Origin of the sequence: Vibrio sp. B4-6, assembly GCF_963888245.1 — a bacterium.
GTDB classification, from domain to species: Bacteria; Pseudomonadota; Gammaproteobacteria; order Enterobacterales; family Vibrionaceae; genus Vibrio; species Vibrio anguillarum.
In genome coordinates this window covers 148,599-169,725 of sequence record NZ_CAWPIM010000055.1, presented here as the reverse complement: position 1 = coordinate 169,725, position 21,127 = coordinate 148,599, and the positions used below count along the sequence as shown (strand labels likewise).

Below are 21,127 nucleotides of genomic sequence, written 5' to 3'. Positions count from 1 at the left end.
AAAATTGGTCACTAAATCTACAAAATATGTGTTCTAATTCCCTCATTATCTAGCTTGTTGTTATTTTCTAGGTATCTGTATTGCTGATTGGCATATTTAATAGTTATATCTATTGTGTAGAGGGAAGTAATGAAAGCTCGTGGCCCATTTTGTATTCGTCATGCTGCGGCGGACACATTTGCAATGGTTGTTTTTTGTTTTATATCAGGCATGATCATTGAAATTTTCATCTCTGGAATGACCTTCGAACAGTCGCTAGCATCACGTACACTGTCTATCCCAGTTAATATCGCAATAGCATGGCCTTATGGTGTATTTCGTGACTTTATTCTGCGCCAGGGACGTCAATGGTCTGAGACTGGCTTAATGAAGAATGTCTCGGATTTGGTTGCTTACGTTCTATTTCAATCTCCGGTCTATGCCGCCATTCTATGGGCTGTAGGCGCATCTACAGAGCAGATCATAACCGCAGTATCAAGCAATGCCATTGTGTCGTGTGGAATGGGCGTTCTCTATGGCTATTTTTTAGATATGTGCCGCCGTTGGTTCCGTGTCCCTGGTTATCATCGTAGCGCCTAACCGTGACACTCACTGAAGAAAGGCTTGTATTGAATTTCATCAAATAAGTCAATAAGTAGTCAAACGAACCAAAGTGGTGGGCTTTTTTATTATTTTGGCTTGACCTAATCCTATAGAATCATTAAATTAGCGCCTCGTTAGCCAAATGCGCTAACCACAATATAATTTGGTGAGTTGTCCGAGTGGCTTAAGGAGCACGCCTGGAAAGTGTGTATACGGCAACGTATCGAGAGTTCGAATCTCTTGCTCACCGCCATATTCTAAACCGTAGACGATCGTCTACGGTTTTTTTGTGCGTAAAATACCATGTTAACTCAAGCTTAACTCACTGTTTAATCTAAACAATCTCAATGCATCCCCTGCTAAAAGTTATTAAATAGCCATTCACTCAAAAATAATCCCAATTCAGAGCTAAACTGTCATATATAAAACTAATTTCACTTATTGGCTATGGTTACGAAAAAGCACAAAGCTCAGACCTTTCATAAAGTTGCAGTGGCTATTGTTGTATTGGTAGTCACTATTGCTATTTTTAATAGGCAACTTGGTCATTTTTATGATGCTAGCCGTGTTGAAGAGCGTAAAGCAGTAAGAATAGCGGTTTCGCAAACGCCACTCTCTTCCTCCTTTATTATTGCCGACAGTTTGGGTTTTTTTGAACAACAAGGGGTGAATGTCGAACTAGTGCCCTGTTCTGGAGGTGTGGCCTGTTCTCAAGCTTTGTTTAGTGGGAATGTAGACTATGCAACTGCCTCTGAGTCGGTGGTTATGTTTAAGCTTTTCCAGCGTAATGATTTTGCACTATTAACCAGTTTTGTTGAGTCAGATAACGATTTAAAGCTGCTCACGTTAGAGCGATTAGGCATTGTTAACCTGAGTGACTTGGAAGGTAAAAAAGTAGGCATCGTTAAGGCGAGTGCCAGTGAGTTTTACTTTGATTCATTGTTGATTGCCAGTGACCTGAAAGAGATGGCTGTTGAAAAAGTCTATTTACCACCAGAAGCGCTAAATGACTCATTATTCTCCTCACAAGTTGATGCTATTTCTGTTTGGGAACCTTACGGTTATAAAACTGAAACCTCTGCACCATCCGATGTATTGAACCTTGGGCTATCTGGTATTTATCATTTGTCGTTTAATTTACTTTCGATGAAAGCAACCGTCGAAGAGGCGCATGACGAGATAGTGGCAATATTACGCGCATTAAAAGAGGCTAATGAATGGATTAACCTCAATCCTGAACAATCGAGAGAGGTGATTGCACAGGCCTTAAATATTCCGTTACCCCAACTCGAGTGGTCTTGGAATGATTATGTATTTCGTTTGTCGTTAGGTAATGCACTTTTATCTAACTTACAGCTTCAAGCAAGATGGGCGATTGAGGCTGGTATGGTTACGGGCGACAAGCCGGATTTTCGGACAGTGCTTGCTTCCAAGCCGATCGAGGAAGTGCTACGTACTAAGGTATCGATAAAATGATCAGTTCGATTGTACGTAAATTGACATTATTGTTCGCATCCACGGCATTTCTAATCCTTTTGATCACTTTTTCTCTGTGGGGCTTACTTAAAGAACAAGAGCAAACAAAAAAAGATCTAGAAGATATTATGCAGATCCAATTGAGTGTGGATTTGTTGCGTAGCCAACTTTGGATTTTCCTGCAGTATTCTGATGTATCAAGTTTGGACCAGGTTGATATTGCTCAGCAAAGCCTCTCCAAGAGACTGCTTAATCATAAGATGATGGGCAAACATATCGAAAACTTACAACGCATGAATACTAGCCTTGCCGTCCTACTGCAACAAGAAAAAAAGCTTACTCATCAAGATGCTGAAGCAAAAAGCAACTCTCTAATCAGCGCGAAAGGGCTGTTACATTCACGTTACAATATGCTTGTGCAAAATATGACTGAAGAGTTGTTTTACTTACAAAAATCAGTCTTAGCAAAAAGCATTGAGAGTCAACAAATGACCTTGATGTTGAGTGCACTGAAAATATTATTTTTTTCAATCTTAGTGAGTGGCATTGCCTGGTTGATTTTGAAACGTTTCAAAAGGGGGTTTGCGTCAATTAAACAAGGTATCCTAGCTTTGACGTATGGTGACCTTGAAAGCAAGATTGAACCAGTTAATCTGGATATTGAATTTGTAGCTTTGGCTGACTTTTTTAACCATATGAAGGTCTCACTAAAAACGACAACCGTGACAAAAGATGAATTGCAATTAGAGGTTGAGCGGCAAACCTCAGAGTTAAAAATTCAAAAAGATCAGCTTCAGTTTCTATCTGAACATGATTCGTTGACGGGGCTACTTAATCGGCGAGCGTTTGAAAAGTTGTTGGATAACGCCATCGTGAAAGCCAACAGGACTAAGGTGAAGTTAGCGCTGCTTTTCATTGATTTGGACAATTTCAAAACCATCAATGACACTCAAGGCCACTGCGCGGGAGATGAAATTTTAAAGCAAATCGCGATTCGCTTAGAGGCCAGTATCCGCCAATCTGATTTTGCGGCAAGGCTTGGCGGCGATGAATTTGTAGTGTGCCTCGATCTGATTGATGAGTACGACTTTGTCGCAGAGAAAGTCAAACAAATCATCAAATGCTTAGGGCTGCCCATTGAGTTTGAAGGGCAAAGCCTAACCGTTGGTGTTAGTGTCGGTATCAGCTACTTCCCCTTACAAACCAATAGTATGCACCATTTAATGGCCTTAGCTGATGAGGCTATGTATCAAGCGAAAGAGGTGGTTGGTAACACTTATTGCCAAAACATTGATCCCTTAAGGGGAGTTTTTACAGTGGAAGACGTGGTGAGTTAACGCCATTTTTCTGCATAGGAAGCGGCTGGGTCGAGGCTGATGCATGAGTAGATAGTCGCAATCCCTGAATAATACCGTTTATCAATTGAACCTGACTCAGTTTCCTTTTACCCTGTGCTTCTCCCCTTATTATCGCTAGGAGCATCGTCATGCAGCTTCGTGATCCTCAACTTTTTAAACAACAATGTTATCTCAATGGTCAATGGGTTTGTGCATCCAACTCGCTCACCTCAACCGTTTACAACCCTTATGATGGCACTCTGATTGGAACGATTCCGCAGCTAGATAGTGCGCAAGTTCAACAAGCGATTGAGGGTGCAGAGCTTGCGCAGAAACTGTGGAAAAAACAGCCAGCGGCGGACAAAGCGAGAGTGCTTAGATCTTGGTATGAATTGATTGTTGAACACAGCGATGATCTGGCACTGATTTTAACCAACGAGCAAGGCAAACCTTTAGCGGAAGCGAAAGGCGAGATCAGCTATGCTGCCAGCTTTGTCGAATGGTATGCCGAAGAGGCAAAACGAGCTTATGGTGAGCTTGTCCCGAGTCATAAAGCGGATGCAAGAATACTGGTATCGAAAGAACCTATTGGTGTGGTTGCTGCGATCACGCCTTGGAATTTCCCTGCGGCTATGGTGACTCGTAAATGTGCTCCAGCGATTGCGGCTGGGTGCGCAGTGGTACTTAAACCAGCACCAGATACGCCTTTTACGGCTCTTGCTTTGGCGGAATTGGCGCATCGTGCTGGGCTTCCCGCTGGCTTATTGCAAGTGGTGACTGGAGAGGCAATCGCAATCGGGCAGCAATTAACCAGCAGCAAAGTGGTACGCAAACTCTCATTTACTGGCTCAACAGGAGTGGGGAAAATATTAATGGCACAGTGCGCGCACAACATCAAAAAGTTGTCGCTCGAGCTGGGTGGTAATGCCCCTTTTATTGTGTTTGATGATGCCGACATTAATGCCGCCGTAGAGGGTGTGATGGTGGCGAAGTTTCGTAACGCTGGTCAAACTTGTGTCTGTGCCAATCGAATCTATGTGCAAGAGGGCGTGTACGATAAATTTGTTAAAAAATTGGTTGATAAAGTCAGCAAGCTGATTGTGGGAAATGGGTTGGAATCGGGCGTAACAATGGGGCCTTTAATCAATGATGCGGCGGTGGCTAAAGTCAAATTACATATTGCGGATGCCACCGCGCAAGGCGCTTTAGTGCAATATGGCACTCTGCCTCAAGCCGGTAGCCGTTTGTTTGAGCCTCACGTATTAACTGAGATGACAGAAGAGATGTTGGTGGCTCAAGAAGAAACCTTTGGCCCACTTGCACCTTTGTTCCGTTTCTCTCACGAAGAGGAAGTGATTGAACGTGCAAACCACACGGATTCTGGATTAGCTGCATACTGCTATACGCAGTCATTGGCTCGGGCTTGGCGATTGAGTGAGACACTGGAAGTCGGCATTGTTGGTATTAACGAAGGTTTGATATCAACTACAGTCGCACCGTTTGGTGGCATCAAAGAGTCAGGTCTTGGCCGCGAGGGAGCAAAGCAGGGGTTAGACGAATATTTGGAAGTGAAATACACCCTAATGGGAGGCTTAAACTAATCCTCCTCTCACTATTTTTGTTGAGTCAGTAACACCCATCTTAAGGGGCCATTGGTTTCAAAATCATTGGCCTCTTGGCAGATCATATACAGCTCACCGACTTGAATCACTGCACCGATAGAATAAGCTTGGTCCTTATAATAGCAAACACGTTGCAAAGCTTTACCTTCTGTAGCCACCACAACCGGTAGCGAAGCGGTAGTGATTACTTTCGTGTAGCCAAAGCTAGGAGCAATCAATAATAACCAAACACAGTACTTCAGCATGGTGTATCTCCTAATTTATAGTGAGGTAGTTAATCAAATTGCCGCTGATAGCGGGGCAGCATACTTTCATTACCCAGTAACCCACCTTGATGAATATAAATCACCGTTTTCTCTGGATGAGCTTCCATCCAAGGTAACAAACATTGCCACATCATAGGATCATACAACAGATCAAATTCCACATGAGTCTGCTCAAGTAGATTTTGCCACATCCGATAATCGGCTTCGTACAATCGTCCAAAGTGATGCTTTTTCTCTGTAGATATAATCGTAGGGTACTGGCGCTCTTCAAGCTCGTCAAATTGTTGGATGAGGTAGTCATTTCCCCCTACACAAGCACAGGTCAGAACCTCAATGCCGTGCGGTTTTAGATATTTTTGCAGGTAGATCGCAGTGGTTCCTGTCCCGGAGGGCAACGCAACGACGAATTGCGTTTTTGTCTCCATCCTCATCCAGTTGAGAATTTCTAGAGCCAACTGCTTAATGCCCGTTTCGGCCACCTTTGAGCGACCGCCTTCCGGTACGACTAAGCATGAAGCATCAGGCTGACGGATCGTATCAATATACTGCTCGGGGGCCATTATATTGAGGGGGCTAACTTCGATGATGTGCGCTCCTAAATCCAGTGCACCACGATAGTTGCCAATCGGCCTTTGTTGTAACCACGTTGGAATGTGGTCTACATAAAACTCAAATTTCCACCCTTTAATGCGCGCAAGAGCTGCCAGAGAATAGAGAGCATTCGACTGCGCCGAACCATAGCTGATTAAAGTGCTAATGCCGGGGAGATCGCTATCCAATAACGCCATGAACTTACGCGCTTTGTTTCCGGAAAAATGGCTGTGAAGTTGATCATCACGTTTTAAATAGAAGCGGTTATTGGCAAAAGTATGTTGCGTTATGGGGGTGTCAGACAGTTTCATGATGATTTTCGAGCAGAAAAGGGCCGTAGTATATACTGACCTGAGCAAAAATTGCAGTGTTGGCCGATTTTATCGCTCGTCAGTTACTGCTTTGCCTCTCATGCGGCAAAAAAAAGCCCAGAGCAAAAGGCGCTGGGCGGATACAAATAAACATAGGAGTTAATAAGAAAAAGCAGCATATCGGTAGTTACAGTAAGAAGAAAAATTTGACGGCCTGTAAAATTCTTAATGCTCTGCTAACTACACTTATTGAGACTGAGCATTTCACAATCAGTTCCATCTTAAAGCCATTTTTTTCAATTTATTTTTAAAATATTTATCTTTCATTAGCTTACTTCTATTTTACTCTTCAGCTCCGATCATTTCGTAAAAATGTGATGTTAACTGCTTGTTAATCAATTGTGTCGATAGTATATTTCAAACACCTGTTTGATACGAGTGATTGAAATGGCACCAAGAAGTAGTACCAAAGAAAAAATCCTAGATGTTGCAGAGGGATTGTTTGCTGAACATGGCTTCAACGATACATCGTTACGAGCTATCACCAGCAAAGCTGGAGTAAATCTAGCCTCGGTTAACTACCATTTTGGTGATAAGAAAACGTTAGTGCGTGCAGTGTTGAATCGTTATTTAGAAGCATTTATGCCAGCCGTTCAACAAGCGCTGCAGGAGTTAAACTCCCAAGATGAATATCAAATGTCGGAAGTGTTTGAGTCATTGCGTACACCATTACGTGCGTTGAATGATGTTAGGCCCAATGGTACCAGCCGTTTTATGTTGTTGATTGGCCGCGGCTATACCGATGTGCAAGGTCATTTGCGTTGGTTTATCACCACACGCTACAACGATGTATTGTCACTGTTTACTCAGTCAGTGATGAAGGCGAACCCAAAACTGACGCCTGAAACTCTATTCTGGCGTTTGCACTTCACGCTAGGCACGTGTGTTTTTACCATGGCGTCGAGCCAAGCATTGGCTGAGATTGCCGAAAGTGATTTTGGCAACCAAGTGGATGCCAAAGCCGTCGTCGACTTACTTATTCCTTATTTAGCCGCCGGCGTTGCGGCTGATTAACCCAATTAAATCTATTATAAGAAGTAACAATCCAAGCGAACAAAAGGATCTGATCATGAGCTCTCTACGAAGAAAATGGATAAGCGACCCCGCCTTTAAACTGTTTAAGCAAGTTTTGCCTCCGTTATCGGAGACAGAAAAAGAGGCGATGGAAGCGGGCAGCGTTTGGTGGGATGGTGAACTGTTTTCAGGTCGTCCAGACTTTACCAAGCTGCATCATTACCCAAAACCAACCTTGTCAGATGAAGAGCAATCTTTCATTGATAATGAGTTGGAAACGCTGCTGTCCATGTTAGATGACCATAAAATCGTGAAAGAAGATCGCGACTTGCCAGCGGAAGTGTGGACGTTTCTGCGTAAAGAGCGTTTCTTTTCTTTGATTATTTCAAAGGCCTACGGTGGTCGTGAATTTTCCGCACTCGCCAACTCCACCATAGTGTCACGGATTGCGACGCGCAGTATCAGTACCGCTGTTACAGTGATGGTGCCAAACTCCCTTGGCCCGGGAGAGCTCCTCTCTCACTACGGTACACAACAACAGAAAGACTACTGGCTTCCTCGCTTAGCTGACGGTACGGATATCCCTTGTTTTGCGCTGACCGGGCCAGAAGCAGGCTCCGATGCTGGCGGCATTCCTGATCAAGGCGTGGTGTGTTACGGCAAGCACGAGGGCAAAGAAGTCCTTGGGATTAAACTCAGTTGGAATAAGCGTTATATCACGCTGGCTCCGGTTGCAACTGTGCTAGGCCTAGCTTTCAAACTCAGTGATCCTGAAAAACTTCTAGGCGATAAGCTCGATATCGGTATTACCTGCGCGTTGATCCCTGCTAATCACAAAGGCGTGGAAATTGGCGAGCGACACGATCCACTCGGCCTTGCGTTTATGAACGGCCCAACGCGTGGTCAAGATGTTTTCATCCCGATGGATTGGCTCATCGGTGGTGCTGACTATGCGGGTAAAGGCTGGCGCATGCTGGTGGAATGTTTGTCGGCAGGGCGTGGTATTTCATTACCCGCACTTGCTACGGCGATTGGTCACTTAACTTCGCGCACGACAGGTGCATACGCTTATGTGCGCAAGCAATTTGGCATGTCAATTGGTAAATTTGAAGGGGTAGCTGAAGCACTGGGCCGTATCGGTGGCTTAACTTATTTGCTTGAAGCGACACGAACCTTAACCACAACCTCGCTTGATTTGAAAGAAAAGCCGGGTATAGTGACCGCCATTGCCAAATACCATATGACAGAAATTGCGCGCACAATTTTAAATGATTCGATGGATATTCACTCTGGTCGAGCGATTCAAGATGGACCAATGAACTACCTCGGAACACATTATCTTGGTATCCCGGTCGCAATTACGGTTGAAGGGGCCAATATCCTAACTCGCAATTTGATGATCTTTGGCCAAGGTGCCACTCGCTGTCACCCTTATGTTTTGAAAGAGATGGAAGCGGCGGCTAATCCTGATACAGAGCAAGGCGCGAAAGATTTCGATAAGCTGTTGTTTAAGCACATTAGCCACGCGACCAAAAATACCTTTGGGGCGCTCGGTGCTGCATTAACGGGTTCGCGCTTTGTCAAAGCGCAGATGAGCGGCCCAACAAAAGCGTATTACCAACAGTTGACGCGCATTAGCCGAGCACTTGCCGTGAGTGCCGATTTCGCTATGTTGACGTTAGGTGGCGATCTTAAACGTAAAGAGATGATCTCAGCGCGTTTAGGTGATGGTTTGAGTTATCTGTACATGGCTTCAGCGACCTTGAAAAAGTATGAAGATGAAGGCCGCCAACAAACCGATTTAGATTACGTGCACTACGCGGTGCAATATTGTTTGTACCACGCGGCTAAATCTTTGCAAGAGGCGTACAGCAACTTCCCCAACAAAGTGGTTGGGCGCTTACTTAAAGTGTTGGTCTTCCCTTTGGGCAACCATTATGACAAACCTAGCGATGAGCTGTCGGTCAAACTGGCGGAAAGCTTAATGACTCCTGGAGCACATCGAGATCGTCTCACTCATCTTTGCTACATTGGGCCAGAGGAAGACGATAGCGTTGGCTTGATGGAAAAAGCGTTTTTGGCGATGTACGGCATCAATGCACTTGAACGCAAGCTGTTCCGTGCGGCCAAAGAGGGTAAAATTGCGCGTAAAGGTGCCCTGACTGAGCGATTGGCTCAAGCCTTAAGCGAAAATGTGTTGACTCAAACTGAAGTAGACCAAATTTTGGCCGCAGACAAACTGCGTTATAAAGCGATTCAAGTTGATCACTTTAGCCATGACTTGAGCGAGGTGATGACCAATAAGCCGGGAAAGCCAAAGCTTAATCATGTTGCTTAGTCGCGAATATCGTTACTAAAAGTGTGACCGTATATCAGGGCATCCTAGTCGGGTGCCCTGATTTTTTGAGCCACGAGAGATCCAACCACTTGCAATTTCTGCCTGTTTTTAAAGAAATAGGGTGAGATCTTCGAGCGAAACTTTTATCCTAGCGGAGATTTTTGAAGGAAGTTGAATATGATCATCAAACCTAAAATTCGTGGATTTATCTGTACGACAACGCACCCTGTGGGTTGTGAAGCTAATGTAAAAGAACAAATTGCTTACACCAAAGCACAAGGCCCTATCAAAAATGCACCGAAACGTGTACTTGTTGTAGGCTCATCCAGTGGCTACGGCCTTTCGTCTCGTATTACCGCCGCTTTTGGTGGAGGTGCTGCGACCATCGGTGTTTTCTTTGAAAAACCGGGCACGGATAAAAAACCAGGCACCGCCGGTTTTTATAACGCAGCCGCGTTTGACAAGCTTGCTCACGAGGCGGGTTTGTATGCTAAAAGCCTAAATGGTGATGCATTTTCTCACCAAGCAAAACAGAAAGCGATCGAGCTAATCAAACAAGACTTAGGTCAAATTGATATGGTGGTTTACTCGCTTGCTTCACCAGTGCGTAAGTTACCTGAAACTGGCGAACTGATTCGCTCATCATTGAAACCGATTGGCCAAACATACACCGCGACAGCGGTTGATACCAATAAAGACATCATCATTGAAGCCAGTGTTGAACCTGCAACTGAGCAGGAAATTGCAGACACGGTAACGGTTATGGGCGGTCAAGATTGGGAGCTGTGGATCCATGCACTTGCTGAAGCTGGCGTATTGGCCCAAGGGTGTAAAACCGTGGCTTATAGCTATATCGGTACTGAGCTAACTTGGCCAATCTATTGGGATGGTGCGCTAGGTAAAGCGAAGATGGATTTAGACCGCGCCGCATCGGCACTGAATGAACAGCTTTCTGTACTAGGTGGTACGGCTAATGTGGCCGTTCTTAAATCGGTTGTTACTCAAGCCAGTTCAGCTATTCCTGTTATGCCTCTTTACATCGCAATGGTGTTTAAGAAAATGCGTGAGCAAGGTGTACATGAAGGATGTATTGAACAGATCTATCGCATGTTTAGCCAACGTCTTTATAAAGAAGACGGTAGTGCGCCGGAAGTAGATGAGCAAAATCGTCTGCGTCTGGATGACTGGGAACTGCGTGAAGATATTCAAAAGCATTGCCGTGAGCTTTGGCCACAGATCACTACTGAAAACCTAAAAGAGCTGACGGATTACGTTGAATACAAAGAAGAATTCTTGAAGTTATTCGGTTTTGGTGTTGATGGCGTTGATTACGAAGCCGATGTCGATACTGAAGTGGCATTCGATGTAATTGATATCTAATCCATTGATGTCACAGTGACACAATAAGATGTTCTAATCTCAAAGGTCTAGCCACAGTGCTAGGCCTTTGCCGTTATGGAGGGTAATACAGCATTATTCACCCTCAACAGCATTTTCTCGATCAATGAAACGGTTGCTGTTTCCCTGCAACAAAAAATACATCACAGTGGTGCTCGGCCGCTAATTGCTTGAGTAGGTGTTGGTTGATAGGCTCAATAGTATTTGACGCGATTATCGCACTGGCATTTCCGGAGCGGATAGCTTTAATCACAATCTCTAATTCCGATAACGTTTGAGAGGGTTTCATGTGGATCACTCTGTCGCAATGTATATTGAAAGAAGCAAACTGTTCATACTGTGGTCGAGGACATTCAGAGGTGAATAAGATCCACTGCTGTTGGTGCTGGGATAGCTTAGCAAGCTTTGACATCATGGCTTGTTCAATCGTATTGACTGAGCGATGGGCATTAGCCAAAGGGTACTGAGCTGATAGTTGAGAAGCGAAATTTACTTGAAGCATAATACTGTCCTTTCATACATGCTGTATGTGTATACAGTATTTGAGTTGTAGATACTGATCAAGTTTTTTTTGCTGAATTTATCAGCATAACCAAGCTTGAATTCGTTAGATTTTGTTTTAATTTATTGATTAATAACTATTTTTAGCAAACAATCAAATTGTTCAAAGATAAAGCGCTGTTGTCTGTTTTGTGATCAATGTAAGTATCCTAGTAACAGTGTCTCGTCACTAATTAGATAAGTTATCATAGTCGCTGAAATGGTTGTGCTTTAAAACAGGCAGTAAAAAAGCGCCGTGTTGGCGCTTTTTCATGTATAGCTATTGATGCCTAATGTGACAGTGACTGTCGATCTCGAAATGCTTGCTCTGCAATATTAAACTGCCTGACATCCATGCGCGCAAACTCATTGCAACTTTCACATGAGTGATGCGATTTCCCATCAATATATTCGTGTTTTATTAATAGCTTTGGTTGTTTACACCAATCGCAAATACCTTCAATCGTAAACATGTTTTCTCCCCACCTAGAAGATTTAGGTGTAATTTTCGCGGCGCATTATCCCATATAAAAGAGAATTAAGTTAACTATTTGTTACTTTAAGTGAGATGGAGATCGATTGCGTTGTCTATCTTTGGCGAGTGTTTTAATCGCGAGCGGTAATATTTCGCATTAAAAATAACATTTACTTAACGTGAGGCAGGATGATTTTTAACGCCCCATTGAGTCGTTTCATTTCTTCTTGTGAGCCTTGAAGATCTGGGTGGTATATTTTGCACAGTTGCTTGTAGCGAAGCTTGATGCTTTTTTCATCGGGAAGTTCACTGGGTTTAAAGCCAAATAATGCACAGGCTAATAGTAATTTTTGATCCTGAGATTGAGCAACATGATTGTTTTGTAGCCTTTTGATCTCTTTGAATAAGCTTTCAAGCTGCCTTTTTTGCTGTTTGATCATAAAAGCCTGCGATTCGATTTCTTGCTGGTGTTGACTATTTTTATCGTGTTGCTGGGTCTTACGTTTTCGGCTCCAGAAGCGGAAAAGATAGATAAGCATCAAAAGGAGTACCATCAGCAACAACAGAGATAAGTAATCCGTCATGATAGAGCTTGTCGAGTTGCGATCAACGGGTGCAGTGCTGACCACCATGTCAGCTTCATCGCTGCTGTCAAAAGCGCTGTCTAATTGGCTGATGGAGGAGACTTGTTTTGCACGTTGTTGATTGAATTTTTCTTGCAATACACGGGCATAACCCTCTTCGGCTTGGCTACTCTTACTTGCCGCAATGCGATACCACATTTCTGACAATTCTAACGCTGAGGGTGGCGAAGGGAGTGTTTCGTATGTTCTAGCGAGTTGTAATTGAGCATTCACATCGCCGCTAGTGGCTAAGTCTGTCAGCCAAAATAGAGCTTGAGGGATGTCTTTTGGGGTTCCTTGTCCCTTTAAATAGAGATTGGCTAGCCTAGATTTGGCTAAGGGGTGTCCATTCTGCGCCGCTTGCTGAAACCAATAAAACGCATTGTTTAGGTTAACAGCAACTTTGTCCCCTTGCTGATAAGCCAGCGCCAATTGATATTGTGCATTTGAGTTTTGTTGCTGAGCTTGGGCAGTTAGCTCTGCAACAGGAGAAGCCAGTACTAATGAGGAGAAAAACAGGCACAAACTAAGGACAACTCTCAAATTTTCACCATGTTTTGTGGGGCTAATTTCTGTTCAAATAGTAGCGCATTTCTATCGAATGCACAGAGCAGAATAGCGCATTAATGGTTATCTAAGACGTTTTGGAGCAGGTGCGCCATCAATCGGTCGGTTTACAGATACTTTACGGCCTTTTTTTAACCCAGTTTCGTAATCCGCGGTAATATTTTTCATAGCATCACGCAGCTGCTGCTTGAAGGTTTCACGGTCAATATTTTGAAACTCTTTATCAATGTAATTATTGATTTTGTTATTGGATTCATCATCGGCGGTGATCACTGGAAGTTTTTCTAATGCCCCTTCAATCCAACCCGAAACGAATGAATTGACGCGCCGTGTGACTTCCATGCTGGAAGTTCCACTACCCGCGAAACTATTTCGAAATTGGCCTGTGTGCTCGTTCATTTCTCGGTAAATGATATCAAAAGCGAATGCGGCAAAAATAGCGCGATCGGCCTCACCAATAAACTCAACACGTTTGAGTCCTTTATGATTGAGTAGCACCGCTTCTACACCAAACTTAGTATTGATACCGCGGATCACTCGCAGTAGTGATGAGGTGATCGATGCGGGTAGTAAATGGGTTGATTGGGTTTTGCCCATCTTGATAAATTCGATGTCATCTTTATCAAGCCCATACTTCAGCATCAGGCTATGCGCCATCTTGATGGCATTGGCCGCTTCATTCACATTCGCGGAATTACCAAGTTCAAGACATTTAGCGATCTTCTTTAGAGCTTTCTGTTTATCCATTAATTCGCAAATACAATTCTACAACTTCAGAAAAGTCCGACATTTTAGCGGTTTTATGCGGGAAGTGAAAGCGAAGTGGAGAATCGCTGCCCAAAATCAGGCAGCGAGTCGAGAGGAGGTTGGTGGTTTAAATACCAAGTTCATCCAATAGGTCTGTAGTCAAATCATCAGCACTGTTGTTTTGCTTGTCGTTTTTTGCTTTGGCAGACAGCTTTTGCTGAGTCGCTTCTAAAATTGAATCAGGGCTTTCATCTTCTTGAACTTCAAACTCTTCAAGTTGGATGAATTCGGTTTTATCCATTGCCAGTTCAAGATAGAAAATATTATTACTTTCTGTCGAGAAGGTAACTCGGCGTGCTTGTGGACGATCTAAATTAGTATCCACCGACAAAATTACCTGTTTGTTGAGTGACAGCATCTTCGGTTGGTTTTGGGTAATGTTGGTTTGCAGTTCTTTGCGGATTTTATTTGTGAAGTCGCCTACGAGTTGATTCATCAATTCGCCCAGTACATCGCCCACCTCGTCAGAAGTGTGCAGCACGGCCAGCTCTTCTTCTGGCATTCCCATGTTGCGCATATAACTGGTGTAAATTTCCAGCGCAGCCTTGGCCGTAAAGTTGATAACAACGAGCCCAGAGAAGCCACCATCAAACAAAACGAAACAGCCGAAATCTGGCTTTAGTGACGTTTTGTTGATTTTTTGTACCATCGCTGAGTAAGCAATGTTGGTCGCTGTTGCAGAACTGAGCACTCCTGACACTGATTGACAAAGCTTAAGCAAAATATCTTCAGTGGTAACAATCTTGTTTTTTTTCATTCTGATATCCGTAATGTGCATTGCAGTTTAAAAGCGGTATTTAACTCTCTATATCAATATATAAAGCATAAAGCGTTAATTAACTATATATAGCTAAAATGTTGTGTACAGGAAAAATGTCGTACTGATGACTTTTTAGAGAGATTCATTCTTGCATTGAGATTCTGATTTGATCACCTTTTTAAATGTTGTAAAGTGACGAAATTCAAAGATTAATATCAAAATAACCATTAACCCACAGCTGATTGGATCAGCGCAGTAGGGGCAGGAAGCAAATGTTACCAAGACTTCATCACCAAACGGACGTCGATCCCGTCGTTTTGAGCTTTTTACAACAACTCGAAAACGAGGGGTTTAGCGGCGATATCGAATCACAATACTCTAGCCGACTTGCTGTTGCGACTGATAACAGTGTCTATCAGCAATTGCCTCAAGCCGTTGTGCATCCCAAATCAACTCATGACGTAGCACTTATTGGTAAGATTAGCTCAAAACCAGAGTTTGAGAGAGTCACTTTTTCACCGCGCGGTGGTGGCACTGGTACCAATGGCCAGTCGTTAACCAAAGGTATTGTGGTTGATTTATCTCGTCACATGAACCAAGTGCTTGAAATTAATGCTGATGAAGGTTGGGTAAGAGTACAAGCTGGCGTGGTGAAAGACCAATTAAATGATGCGGTCAGACCATTAGGTTATTTTTTCTCACCGGATCTTTCGACCAGTAACCGAGCTACACTTGGTGGCATGATCAATACCGATGCGTCAGGGCAGGGCTCTTTAAAATATGGCAAAACGTCGGATCATGTATTGTCTCTGCAAGCCGTTTTTGCCGATGGCTCGGTACTTGAATCGGATCTCTCATTAGGCTTGCCTGAAAGTGGTACTTTTGCTGCGAATGCTTTGCAAGTGACCGAAGCGGTATGCCGTGAAAAGCGCGAACAAATTGTGGCGAAATTTCCACCTCTTAACCGCTTTCTGACGGGCTACGATCTTAAAAATGCGCTTGATGAAGAAGGTGATCACTTTAATCTCACTCGGGTACTTTGTGGCGCAGAAGGCTCTTTGGTCTTCATCACAGAAGCAACCTTGAATCTGACGCCTATCCCCCAAGCTCGCACCTTAGTCAATGTGAAGTACAACAGCTTTGATTCGGCATTGCGTAATGCCCCTTTAATGGTAGCGGCCAATGCGTTATCGGTTGAAACCGTCGATTCCAAAGTATTAAATCTAGCTAAGCAAGATATTGTTTGGCATAGCGTCAGCGAGTTATTAGCGGATGTTCCGGGCAAAGAGATGCAAGGCATCAACATGGTCGAATACGCAGGCCAAAGCGAGCAAGAGGTCGCCGCGCAGGTCGCTTCATTGACGCAGCGTCTTGATCAGATGCTTGAGCAAGAACAAGCGGGCATCATTGGCTATCAAGTGTGCAGTGATTTGGCGAGCATTAACCTGATTTACAACATGCGCAAAAAAGCGGTGGGGTTATTAGGGGCGGCCAAAGGCAAGGCTAAACCTGTTGCTTTTGCTGAAGATACTTGTGTTCCTCCTCAACACTTGGCTGATTTTATTAGCGAATTCCGTACCTTGTTGGATAGTAAAAATCTCAGTTATGGCATGTTTGGTCACGTGGATGCGGGCGTGTTGCATGTGCGTCCTGCTTTGGATTTGTGTGACCCACAGCAAGAGCTTCTGATGCATGAAGTGTCTGATGAGGTGGTCAAGCTGGTGGCAAAATATGGCGGTTTAATGTGGGGCGAACATGGCAAAGGTTATCGCTCCGAATATGGCCCCGCGTTTTTTGGTGAGGAGCTATTTACTGAATTACGACGCGTTAAAGCAGCCTTTGACCCGCACAATAAAATGAACCCCGGCAAAATATGTACGCCACTTGAGACCAATTTTGAATTGGTCAAAGTCACGGACACCAAACGCGGCTATTTTGATCGTCAAATCGATGTGAAGGTCCGTGACAGTTTCAAACAGGCGATGGAGTGTAATGGTAACGGTTTATGCTTTAACTATGACACCAGTTCGCCGATGTGTCCGTCGATGAAAGTCACGGCGGATCGTCGTCACTCACCGAAAGGCCGTGCCGGTTTGGTGCGTGAATGGTTACGCCAACTTACCGAGCAGGGTGTGGATATTCTCGACCTAGAGAAGCAAGTGTTGGAGTCGAACCCAACCATCAAAACCATGATTGATCGCGTGCGTAACTCTTTCAATAAATCGCGTGAGTACGATTTTTCACATGAAGTGTATGAAGCGATGAATGGCTGTTTGGCGTGTAAAGCGTGTGCCAGCCAATGTCCAATCAAAGTGGATGTGCCGAGTTTTCGCTCTCGTTTTTTAAATATCTACTACTCACGTTATCAGCGTCCGGCTAAGGATTATCTCGTCGCGAATATTGAAACGCTTTTACCGGTCATGGCAAAGGCTCCGCAAGTGGTGAACGGGGTGTTGGCTCAGAAATGGGTACAAAGCCTCACCGCTTCAACCGTTGGTTACGTTGATGCGCCCTTGCTTTCGGTACCGACGTTGGCAAAGCGTGTCGCAGGCCAAGTGGTGAAATTCGATATGCAGCGCCTCGCTGGGCTGTCACAGCAAGATCGCGCTGAACATGTGATTATCGTTCAAGACCCATTCACCAGTTATTATGATGCTGAGGTGGTTGAAGATTTCGTACAATTGCTGATCAAATTAGGCAAAAATCCGATACTGTTGCCATTCAAACCCAATGGTAAAGCGCAGCATATCACAGGATTTTTAAAGCAATTCACAACCACTGCGAAAAACACCGCTGCGTTTTTGTCACAAGTGGCTGATCTCAATATTCCAATGGTCGGTGTCGATCCAGCGTTAGTGCTTTGCTACCGCGATGAGTACAACGAAATTCTTGGCGATAAGCGCGGTGAGTTTGATGTGTTGACCGTTCATGAGTGGCTGTTGCCACGTTTGTCGGAATTTAACCATCACCAAAACCACAGTGACGCGCCTTGGTATCTGTTTGCTCATTGCACGGAAAAGACCAAACTACCGAATGCAGAAAAAGAGTGGGGTGCGATATTTAGCCATTTTGGTTCTCAGTTAAAAACGGTGCCTGTTGGTTGTTGTGGCATGGCAGGAACCTTTGGCCACGAACAGGATAAGCTGGAGATGTCGAAAGATATTTATGGCTTAAGCTGGAAGCCAAGTTTAGAAAAACTGCCCAAAGAGCGTTGCTTGATCACAGGATATTCCTGCCGCAGTCAAGTGAAACGATTTGAACAGGTAAAACCAAAGCATCCGTTACAAGCTTTACTGGCATTGTTGTAAACCCTAAGCCCAGACCTTACTGGGCTTTTTACTATACTGTCGATATTGGTTTAGAGCGAAGTACAGTCAGGTGGAGCAGCATGGAAAAATTTGAACTGAAAATACCCCCAGTGGCGATATTTATTGTGGCGCTACTGTTAATGCATCGCATCTCATACAGCTTTGAGTTTGCAAGCCTCGCTTTACCTCTGCCTCGAGTGGTCTTTGCGATTTGCTTTGTTTTATCTGGCATCGTTGGTTTACTGGGGATTTACGAATTTCGTCGCAAGAAAACTACGGTCAATCCAACCAAACCAGAAACGACATCGTGTATTGTGGATAGCGGTATCTACCGTTATTCGCGGAATCCGATGTATCTGGGGCTATTTTTTCTGTTGTTTGGTGTAGCCTATTGGCAACACAATGGGTTGAGCCTCGTGGTCGCATTTTTATTTGTGTGGTTTATGAATCGTTTTCAGATTTATCCAGAAGAGCGAGTGCTGGAAGCGCGTTTTGGCGAAGAGTATGTCGATTACAAGCAGCGTGTCAGGCGCTGGATATAGTTGAATGTCGTAAGGCATCTGAAATCAAAAGCCCCGCGAGAATAGCGGGGCAGCAATCTATACGACGAACATGGTTCTAGACAACAAACATGGTTCTAGATAATGGGCAAAAGAGCTCAAGCCATAGTGAAAAGAATACGGTTAGGCTGCTTTTGAAAATTGAGCTAAAAACATCTCTTTACGTTCATTGAAGCGATTAACTAAGTCATCGACTGCTTCTTGGTCATAAGGTTTCAGGCCACTAGCTACCATGCGCTTTACCCCTTTCCCTACGATTTGACCGTTTTCTTTAAAGGCAAAGTTAAGCGTGACAATGCCACGTTTACCGTCGACATCAAACGTCGCACCAGAAAACTCAACTTCAGGTGAAGTGAGGTCTAAACGTTCAAATTCCACTTCCATGCTTTCATAGATGACTAATGGGCGCTGGCAGTTAATCATCATTTGCGCTTCTTCCATCAATGGCACCATGATGTGCGGGAAGTTCATACCAGAAAACTGCACATAGTTCGTCACAACGTGTTCGATAAATGCGGTGTTGTGGCTTACTTGGCCTTCACGGCTCATGTGTAGATACTCTTTGCCCGCAGTATCGACAAGAGCGCTCTCTTTCATACACTTATTTTCAATGTGCAGTGCAATGCCATCGCTGACCATGCCTGAAAAATCAAAACGCATCTTTTGGCTAATGCCTTCTTTTTGCAGCAATACTGCAAAGAGCAAATCGCCCGGAACACAGAAACGCTTGCTGTCTTCGTCGTGGATTGGGTTGAAATCTCCCGCCACTTTTTTAGCAAAGTGACTCGCTTGTTGGCGAGTGAACTGGAATTTTTGATCTTGATGAGAGAAATAAGATGTAAGAGACATAATGCACGCTGTATAGCCAAAACTGACGCGATTATAAGTCAACTCCACTCGATGAATGGTCCAATCAGTAAAAAGAGCCTCACAGAGAGCGAGGCTCAATAGCGTAACATTATAGGCTAGGGAGAAGATTTTCCGGCATGAGCGAGTTATGTACCGCCAGTTCTAGCAAGGTATTGGCTTGTTCAATGTCTGGCGAGAAGTAGCGATCCTTATCGTAAAACGAAACTTTTTTACGCAGGATTTGTTTCGCTTGTTCGACCAATGCGGAGGATTTATTGGGCGCTCTGAAATCGAGCCCCTGCGCGGCAGAAAGATACTCGACCGCTAAAATACCACGCGTGTTTTCGCTCATATCACGCAGACGACGACCAGCAAACGTTGCCATCGACACGTGATCTTCTTGGTTGGCCGAAGTGGGTAAGCTGTCAACCGAAGCCGGATGGGCGAGCGTTTTATTTTCACTGGCTAGCGCTGCCGCCGTCACTTGCGCAATCATAAAGCCAGAGTTAACGCCACCGTTGTCCACTAAAAATGGTGGAAGCTTGCTGAGCGCGCTGTCAATCAAGAGCGCCATTCGTCGTTCTGACAAACTGCCGATTTCGGCAATTGCTAGCGCCAAATTATCCGCAGCCATCGCGACGGGCTCTGCATGGAAATTACCGCCAGAGATGATGTCGCCATCGTCTGCAAACACCAGAGGGTTGTCGGAAACGGCATTGGCTTCCACTTCTAGCGTTTCAGCCGAATTGCGAATTTGCTGTAAGCACGCGCCCATCACTTGTGGTTGGCAACGCAGTGAATACGGATCTTGTACTTTTTCACATGCGGTGTGGGATTCACCAATCTCGCTGCGGCTGTCAAGTACATGGCGATAAGCGCTGGCGGCATCCATTTGCGCGCGATGGCCGCGAACGCGATGAATGCGCGGATCAAACGGGCGGCGACTGCCCAGCGCCGCTTCGACCGACATCGAACCACACACAATGGCGGAGGCAAATAAGTCTTCTGCGGCAAATAACCCCTCTAGTGCAAATGCGGTAGAAGCTTGTGTGCCATTGAGCAGCGCGAGCCCCTCTTTTGGCGCTAAAGTAATAGGAGTTAGCCCTGCGATTTTCAACGCGTCCAGCCCAGAGATGATTTCGCCGTTGTGGCGAGCTTGTCCTTCGCCGAGCAGTACCGTACTCATGTGTGCTAAAGGTGCCAAATCGCCCGATGCACCAACCGATCCTTTTTGCGGAACACAGGGGTAGACTTGGTGATTAACTAACGCCATCAAGGCGTTGATCACCTCAAGTCGAATACCAGAATACCCACGGGAAAGGCTATTAATTTTGAGTACCATCATCAAGCGAACGGTTTCATCCGCCATGAATTTACCAATGCCTGCAGCGTGTGAAAGCACGATGCTGCGCTGCAAGGTTTCTAAATCTTCAGGGGCAATTTTAGTATTGGCAAGTAGGCCAAACCCCGTGTTGATACCATAAACAGTACGATTTTCGGCAATCACTTGCTCAACGACTTGTGTGCTTGCTTCAATACCCGCTATCGCGCTGGAGTCGAGTGATACGGTGACCGGCTTTCGGCTTACTTGACGCAGTGCTTTTAAGCTCAATTGGCCCGGTTTAATAACAAGATTTAACATG

18 protein-coding genes and 1 tRNA gene are annotated in these 21,127 nt (G+C 44.7%); 10 read left to right on the top strand and 9 right to left on the bottom strand.

What is annotated here, in order from left to right; all coding sequences use genetic code 11:
• Window positions 1-129 precede the first annotated feature (129 nt).
• The 5 genes from AACV20_RS13600 (at window position 130) to AACV20_RS13580 (ending at window position 4,996) form a co-directional block, all read left to right on the top strand.
• Entirely contained in the window at window positions 130-579 is a 450-nt protein-coding gene (locus tag AACV20_RS13600; protein ID WP_017042265.1) for an L-alanine exporter AlaE, read from the top strand.
• Window positions 580-747: 168 nt separating this feature from the next.
• Window positions 748-835: transfer RNA gene (locus AACV20_RS13595), tRNA-Ser, on the top strand.
• A gap of 188 nt (window positions 836-1,023) precedes the next feature.
• Window positions 1,024-2,058 (top strand): ABC transporter substrate-binding protein, encoded by a 1,035-nt coding sequence (locus tag AACV20_RS13590; RefSeq protein WP_019280927.1) that lies wholly within the window; start codon window positions 1,024-1,026, stop codon window positions 2,056-2,058.
• Window positions 2,055-3,395: a GGDEF domain-containing protein gene (locus AACV20_RS13585; RefSeq protein WP_013856589.1), complete on the top strand. Its 1,341-nt coding sequence runs from the start codon at window positions 2,055-2,057 to the stop codon at window positions 3,393-3,395. The genes AACV20_RS13590 and AACV20_RS13585 overlap by 4 nt, the downstream gene beginning before the upstream one ends.
• Before the next feature lie 149 nt (window positions 3,396-3,544).
• Window positions 3,545-4,996 carry an NAD-dependent succinate-semialdehyde dehydrogenase gene (locus AACV20_RS13580; protein ID WP_170907466.1) on the top strand — a complete coding sequence of 484 codons (1,452 nt, stop codon included), beginning with the start codon at window positions 3,545-3,547 and terminating at the stop codon, window positions 4,994-4,996.
• Window positions 4,997-5,007: 11 nt separating this feature from the next.
• On the opposite strand, the gene AACV20_RS13575 is transcribed toward AACV20_RS13580, so the two are convergent.
• Both AACV20_RS13575 and AACV20_RS13570 read right to left on the bottom strand, forming a co-directional pair.
• Window positions 5,008-5,262 carry a DUF1496 domain-containing protein gene (locus AACV20_RS13575; protein ID WP_017050367.1) on the bottom strand — a complete coding sequence of 85 codons (255 nt, stop codon included), beginning with the start codon at window positions 5,260-5,262 and terminating at the stop codon, window positions 5,008-5,010.
• A gap of 29 nt (window positions 5,263-5,291) precedes the next feature.
• On the bottom strand, window positions 5,292-6,185 hold the full coding sequence (locus tag AACV20_RS13570) for a pyridoxal-phosphate dependent enzyme (RefSeq protein ID WP_170907465.1): 894 nt from the start codon (window positions 6,183-6,185) through the stop codon (window positions 5,292-5,294).
• A 447-nt stretch (window positions 6,186-6,632) separates the two neighbouring features.
• Here AACV20_RS13570 and AACV20_RS13565 point away from each other — a divergent pair, with 447 nt between their 5' ends.
• The 3 genes from AACV20_RS13565 to fabV all read left to right on the top strand — a co-directional run bounded on the left by AACV20_RS13565 (window position 6,633) and on the right by fabV (window position 10,977).
• A complete protein-coding gene (locus AACV20_RS13565) occupies window positions 6,633-7,259 on the top strand; it encodes a TetR/AcrR family transcriptional regulator (protein WP_038198255.1) in 627 nt (208 codons plus the stop codon).
• Window positions 7,260-7,314: 55 nt separating this feature from the next.
• Window positions 7,315-9,597: an acyl-CoA dehydrogenase gene (locus AACV20_RS13560; RefSeq protein WP_170907464.1), complete on the top strand. Its 2,283-nt coding sequence runs from the start codon at window positions 7,315-7,317 to the stop codon at window positions 9,595-9,597.
• Between the two features lie 177 nt (window positions 9,598-9,774).
• Entirely contained in the window at window positions 9,775-10,977 is a 1,203-nt protein-coding gene (gene fabV, locus AACV20_RS13555) for an enoyl-ACP reductase FabV (protein WP_026028134.1), read from the top strand.
• A 121-nt stretch (window positions 10,978-11,098) separates the two neighbouring features.
• On the opposite strand, the gene AACV20_RS13550 is transcribed toward fabV, so the two are convergent.
• The 5 genes from AACV20_RS13550 to AACV20_RS13530 all read right to left on the bottom strand — a co-directional run bounded on the left by AACV20_RS13550 (window position 11,099) and on the right by AACV20_RS13530 (window position 14,764).
• A complete protein-coding gene (locus AACV20_RS13550; RefSeq protein ID WP_017045220.1) occupies window positions 11,099-11,497 on the bottom strand; it encodes a hypothetical protein in 399 nt (132 codons plus the stop codon).
• Between the two features lie 328 nt (window positions 11,498-11,825).
• Window positions 11,826-12,008 carry a hypothetical protein gene (locus AACV20_RS13545; RefSeq protein ID WP_010319035.1) on the bottom strand — a complete coding sequence of 61 codons (183 nt, stop codon included), beginning with the start codon at window positions 12,006-12,008 and terminating at the stop codon, window positions 11,826-11,828.
• A gap of 172 nt (window positions 12,009-12,180) precedes the next feature.
• Window positions 12,181-13,158: a J domain-containing protein gene (locus AACV20_RS13540; protein WP_094125746.1), complete on the bottom strand. Its 978-nt coding sequence runs from the start codon at window positions 13,156-13,158 to the stop codon at window positions 12,181-12,183.
• A 105-nt stretch (window positions 13,159-13,263) separates the two neighbouring features.
• A complete protein-coding gene (locus AACV20_RS13535) occupies window positions 13,264-13,947 on the bottom strand; it encodes a DUF2786 domain-containing protein (protein ID WP_017042255.1) in 684 nt (227 codons plus the stop codon).
• A gap of 127 nt (window positions 13,948-14,074) precedes the next feature.
• A complete protein-coding gene (locus AACV20_RS13530) occupies window positions 14,075-14,764 on the bottom strand; it encodes a DUF3334 family protein (protein ID WP_170907463.1) in 690 nt (229 codons plus the stop codon).
• 275 nt (window positions 14,765-15,039) lie between these two features.
• Here AACV20_RS13530 and ydiJ point away from each other — a divergent pair, with 275 nt between their 5' ends.
• Both ydiJ and AACV20_RS13520 read left to right on the top strand, forming a co-directional pair.
• Entirely contained in the window at window positions 15,040-18,075 is a 3,036-nt protein-coding gene (gene ydiJ / locus AACV20_RS13525) for a D-2-hydroxyglutarate dehydrogenase YdiJ (RefSeq protein WP_170907462.1), read from the top strand.
• 80 nt (window positions 18,076-18,155) lie between these two features.
• Window positions 18,156-18,617: a methyltransferase family protein gene (locus tag AACV20_RS13520; RefSeq protein ID WP_038148466.1), complete on the top strand. Its 462-nt coding sequence runs from the start codon at window positions 18,156-18,158 to the stop codon at window positions 18,615-18,617.
• A 141-nt stretch (window positions 18,618-18,758) separates the two neighbouring features.
• Here AACV20_RS13520 and AACV20_RS13515 read toward each other — a convergent pair whose 3' ends face one another.
• Window positions 18,759-19,484, bottom strand: coding sequence for a DUF3581 domain-containing protein (locus AACV20_RS13515; protein ID WP_026027168.1), 726 nt, complete (start codon window positions 19,482-19,484; stop codon window positions 18,759-18,761).
• Window positions 19,485-19,593: 109 nt separating this feature from the next.
• Window positions 19,594-21,126: a histidine ammonia-lyase gene (hutH, locus tag AACV20_RS13510; RefSeq protein ID WP_064625495.1), complete on the bottom strand. Its 1,533-nt coding sequence runs from the start codon at window positions 21,124-21,126 to the stop codon at window positions 19,594-19,596.
• Window position 21,127: the final 1 nt, after the last annotated feature.

Bases quoted from the DNA above. Each gene is read 5' to 3' on its own strand.
- hutH (WP_064625495.1), bottom strand. From the start codon at position 21,126: ATGTTAAATCTTGTTATTAAACCGGGCCAATTGAGCTTAAAAGCACTG.
- AACV20_RS13535 (WP_017042255.1), bottom strand. From the start codon at position 13,947: ATGGATAAACAGAAAGCTCTAAAGAAGATCGCTAAATGTCTTGAACTT.
- AACV20_RS13565 (WP_038198255.1), top strand. From the start codon at position 6,633: ATGGCACCAAGAAGTAGTACCAAAGAAAAAATCCTAGATGTTGCAGAG.
- ydiJ (WP_170907462.1), top strand. From the start codon at position 15,040: ATGTTACCAAGACTTCATCACCAAACGGACGTCGATCCCGTCGTTTTG.
- AACV20_RS13585 (WP_013856589.1), top strand. From the start codon at position 2,055: ATGATCAGTTCGATTGTACGTAAATTGACATTATTGTTCGCATCCACG.
- AACV20_RS13520 (WP_038148466.1), top strand. From the start codon at position 18,156: ATGGAAAAATTTGAACTGAAAATACCCCCAGTGGCGATATTTATTGTG.
- AACV20_RS13515 (WP_026027168.1), bottom strand. From the start codon at position 19,484: ATGTCTCTTACATCTTATTTCTCTCATCAAGATCAAAAATTCCAGTTC.
- AACV20_RS13550 (WP_017045220.1), bottom strand. From the start codon at position 11,497: ATGCTTCAAGTAAATTTCGCTTCTCAACTATCAGCTCAGTACCCTTTG.
- AACV20_RS13600 (WP_017042265.1), top strand. From the start codon at position 130: ATGAAAGCTCGTGGCCCATTTTGTATTCGTCATGCTGCGGCGGACACA.
- AACV20_RS13530 (WP_170907463.1), bottom strand. From the start codon at position 14,764: ATGAAAAAAAACAAGATTGTTACCACTGAAGATATTTTGCTTAAGCTT.
- AACV20_RS13560 (WP_170907464.1), top strand. From the start codon at position 7,315: ATGAGCTCTCTACGAAGAAAATGGATAAGCGACCCCGCCTTTAAACTG.
- AACV20_RS13570 (WP_170907465.1), bottom strand. From the start codon at position 6,185: ATGAAACTGTCTGACACCCCCATAACGCAACATACTTTTGCCAATAAC.
- AACV20_RS13575 (WP_017050367.1), bottom strand. From the start codon at position 5,262: ATGCTGAAGTACTGTGTTTGGTTATTATTGATTGCTCCTAGCTTTGGC.
- AACV20_RS13580 (WP_170907466.1), top strand. From the start codon at position 3,545: ATGCAGCTTCGTGATCCTCAACTTTTTAAACAACAATGTTATCTCAAT.
- AACV20_RS13545 (WP_010319035.1), bottom strand. From the start codon at position 12,008: ATGTTTACGATTGAAGGTATTTGCGATTGGTGTAAACAACCAAAGCTA.
- fabV (WP_026028134.1), top strand. From the start codon at position 9,775: ATGATCATCAAACCTAAAATTCGTGGATTTATCTGTACGACAACGCAC.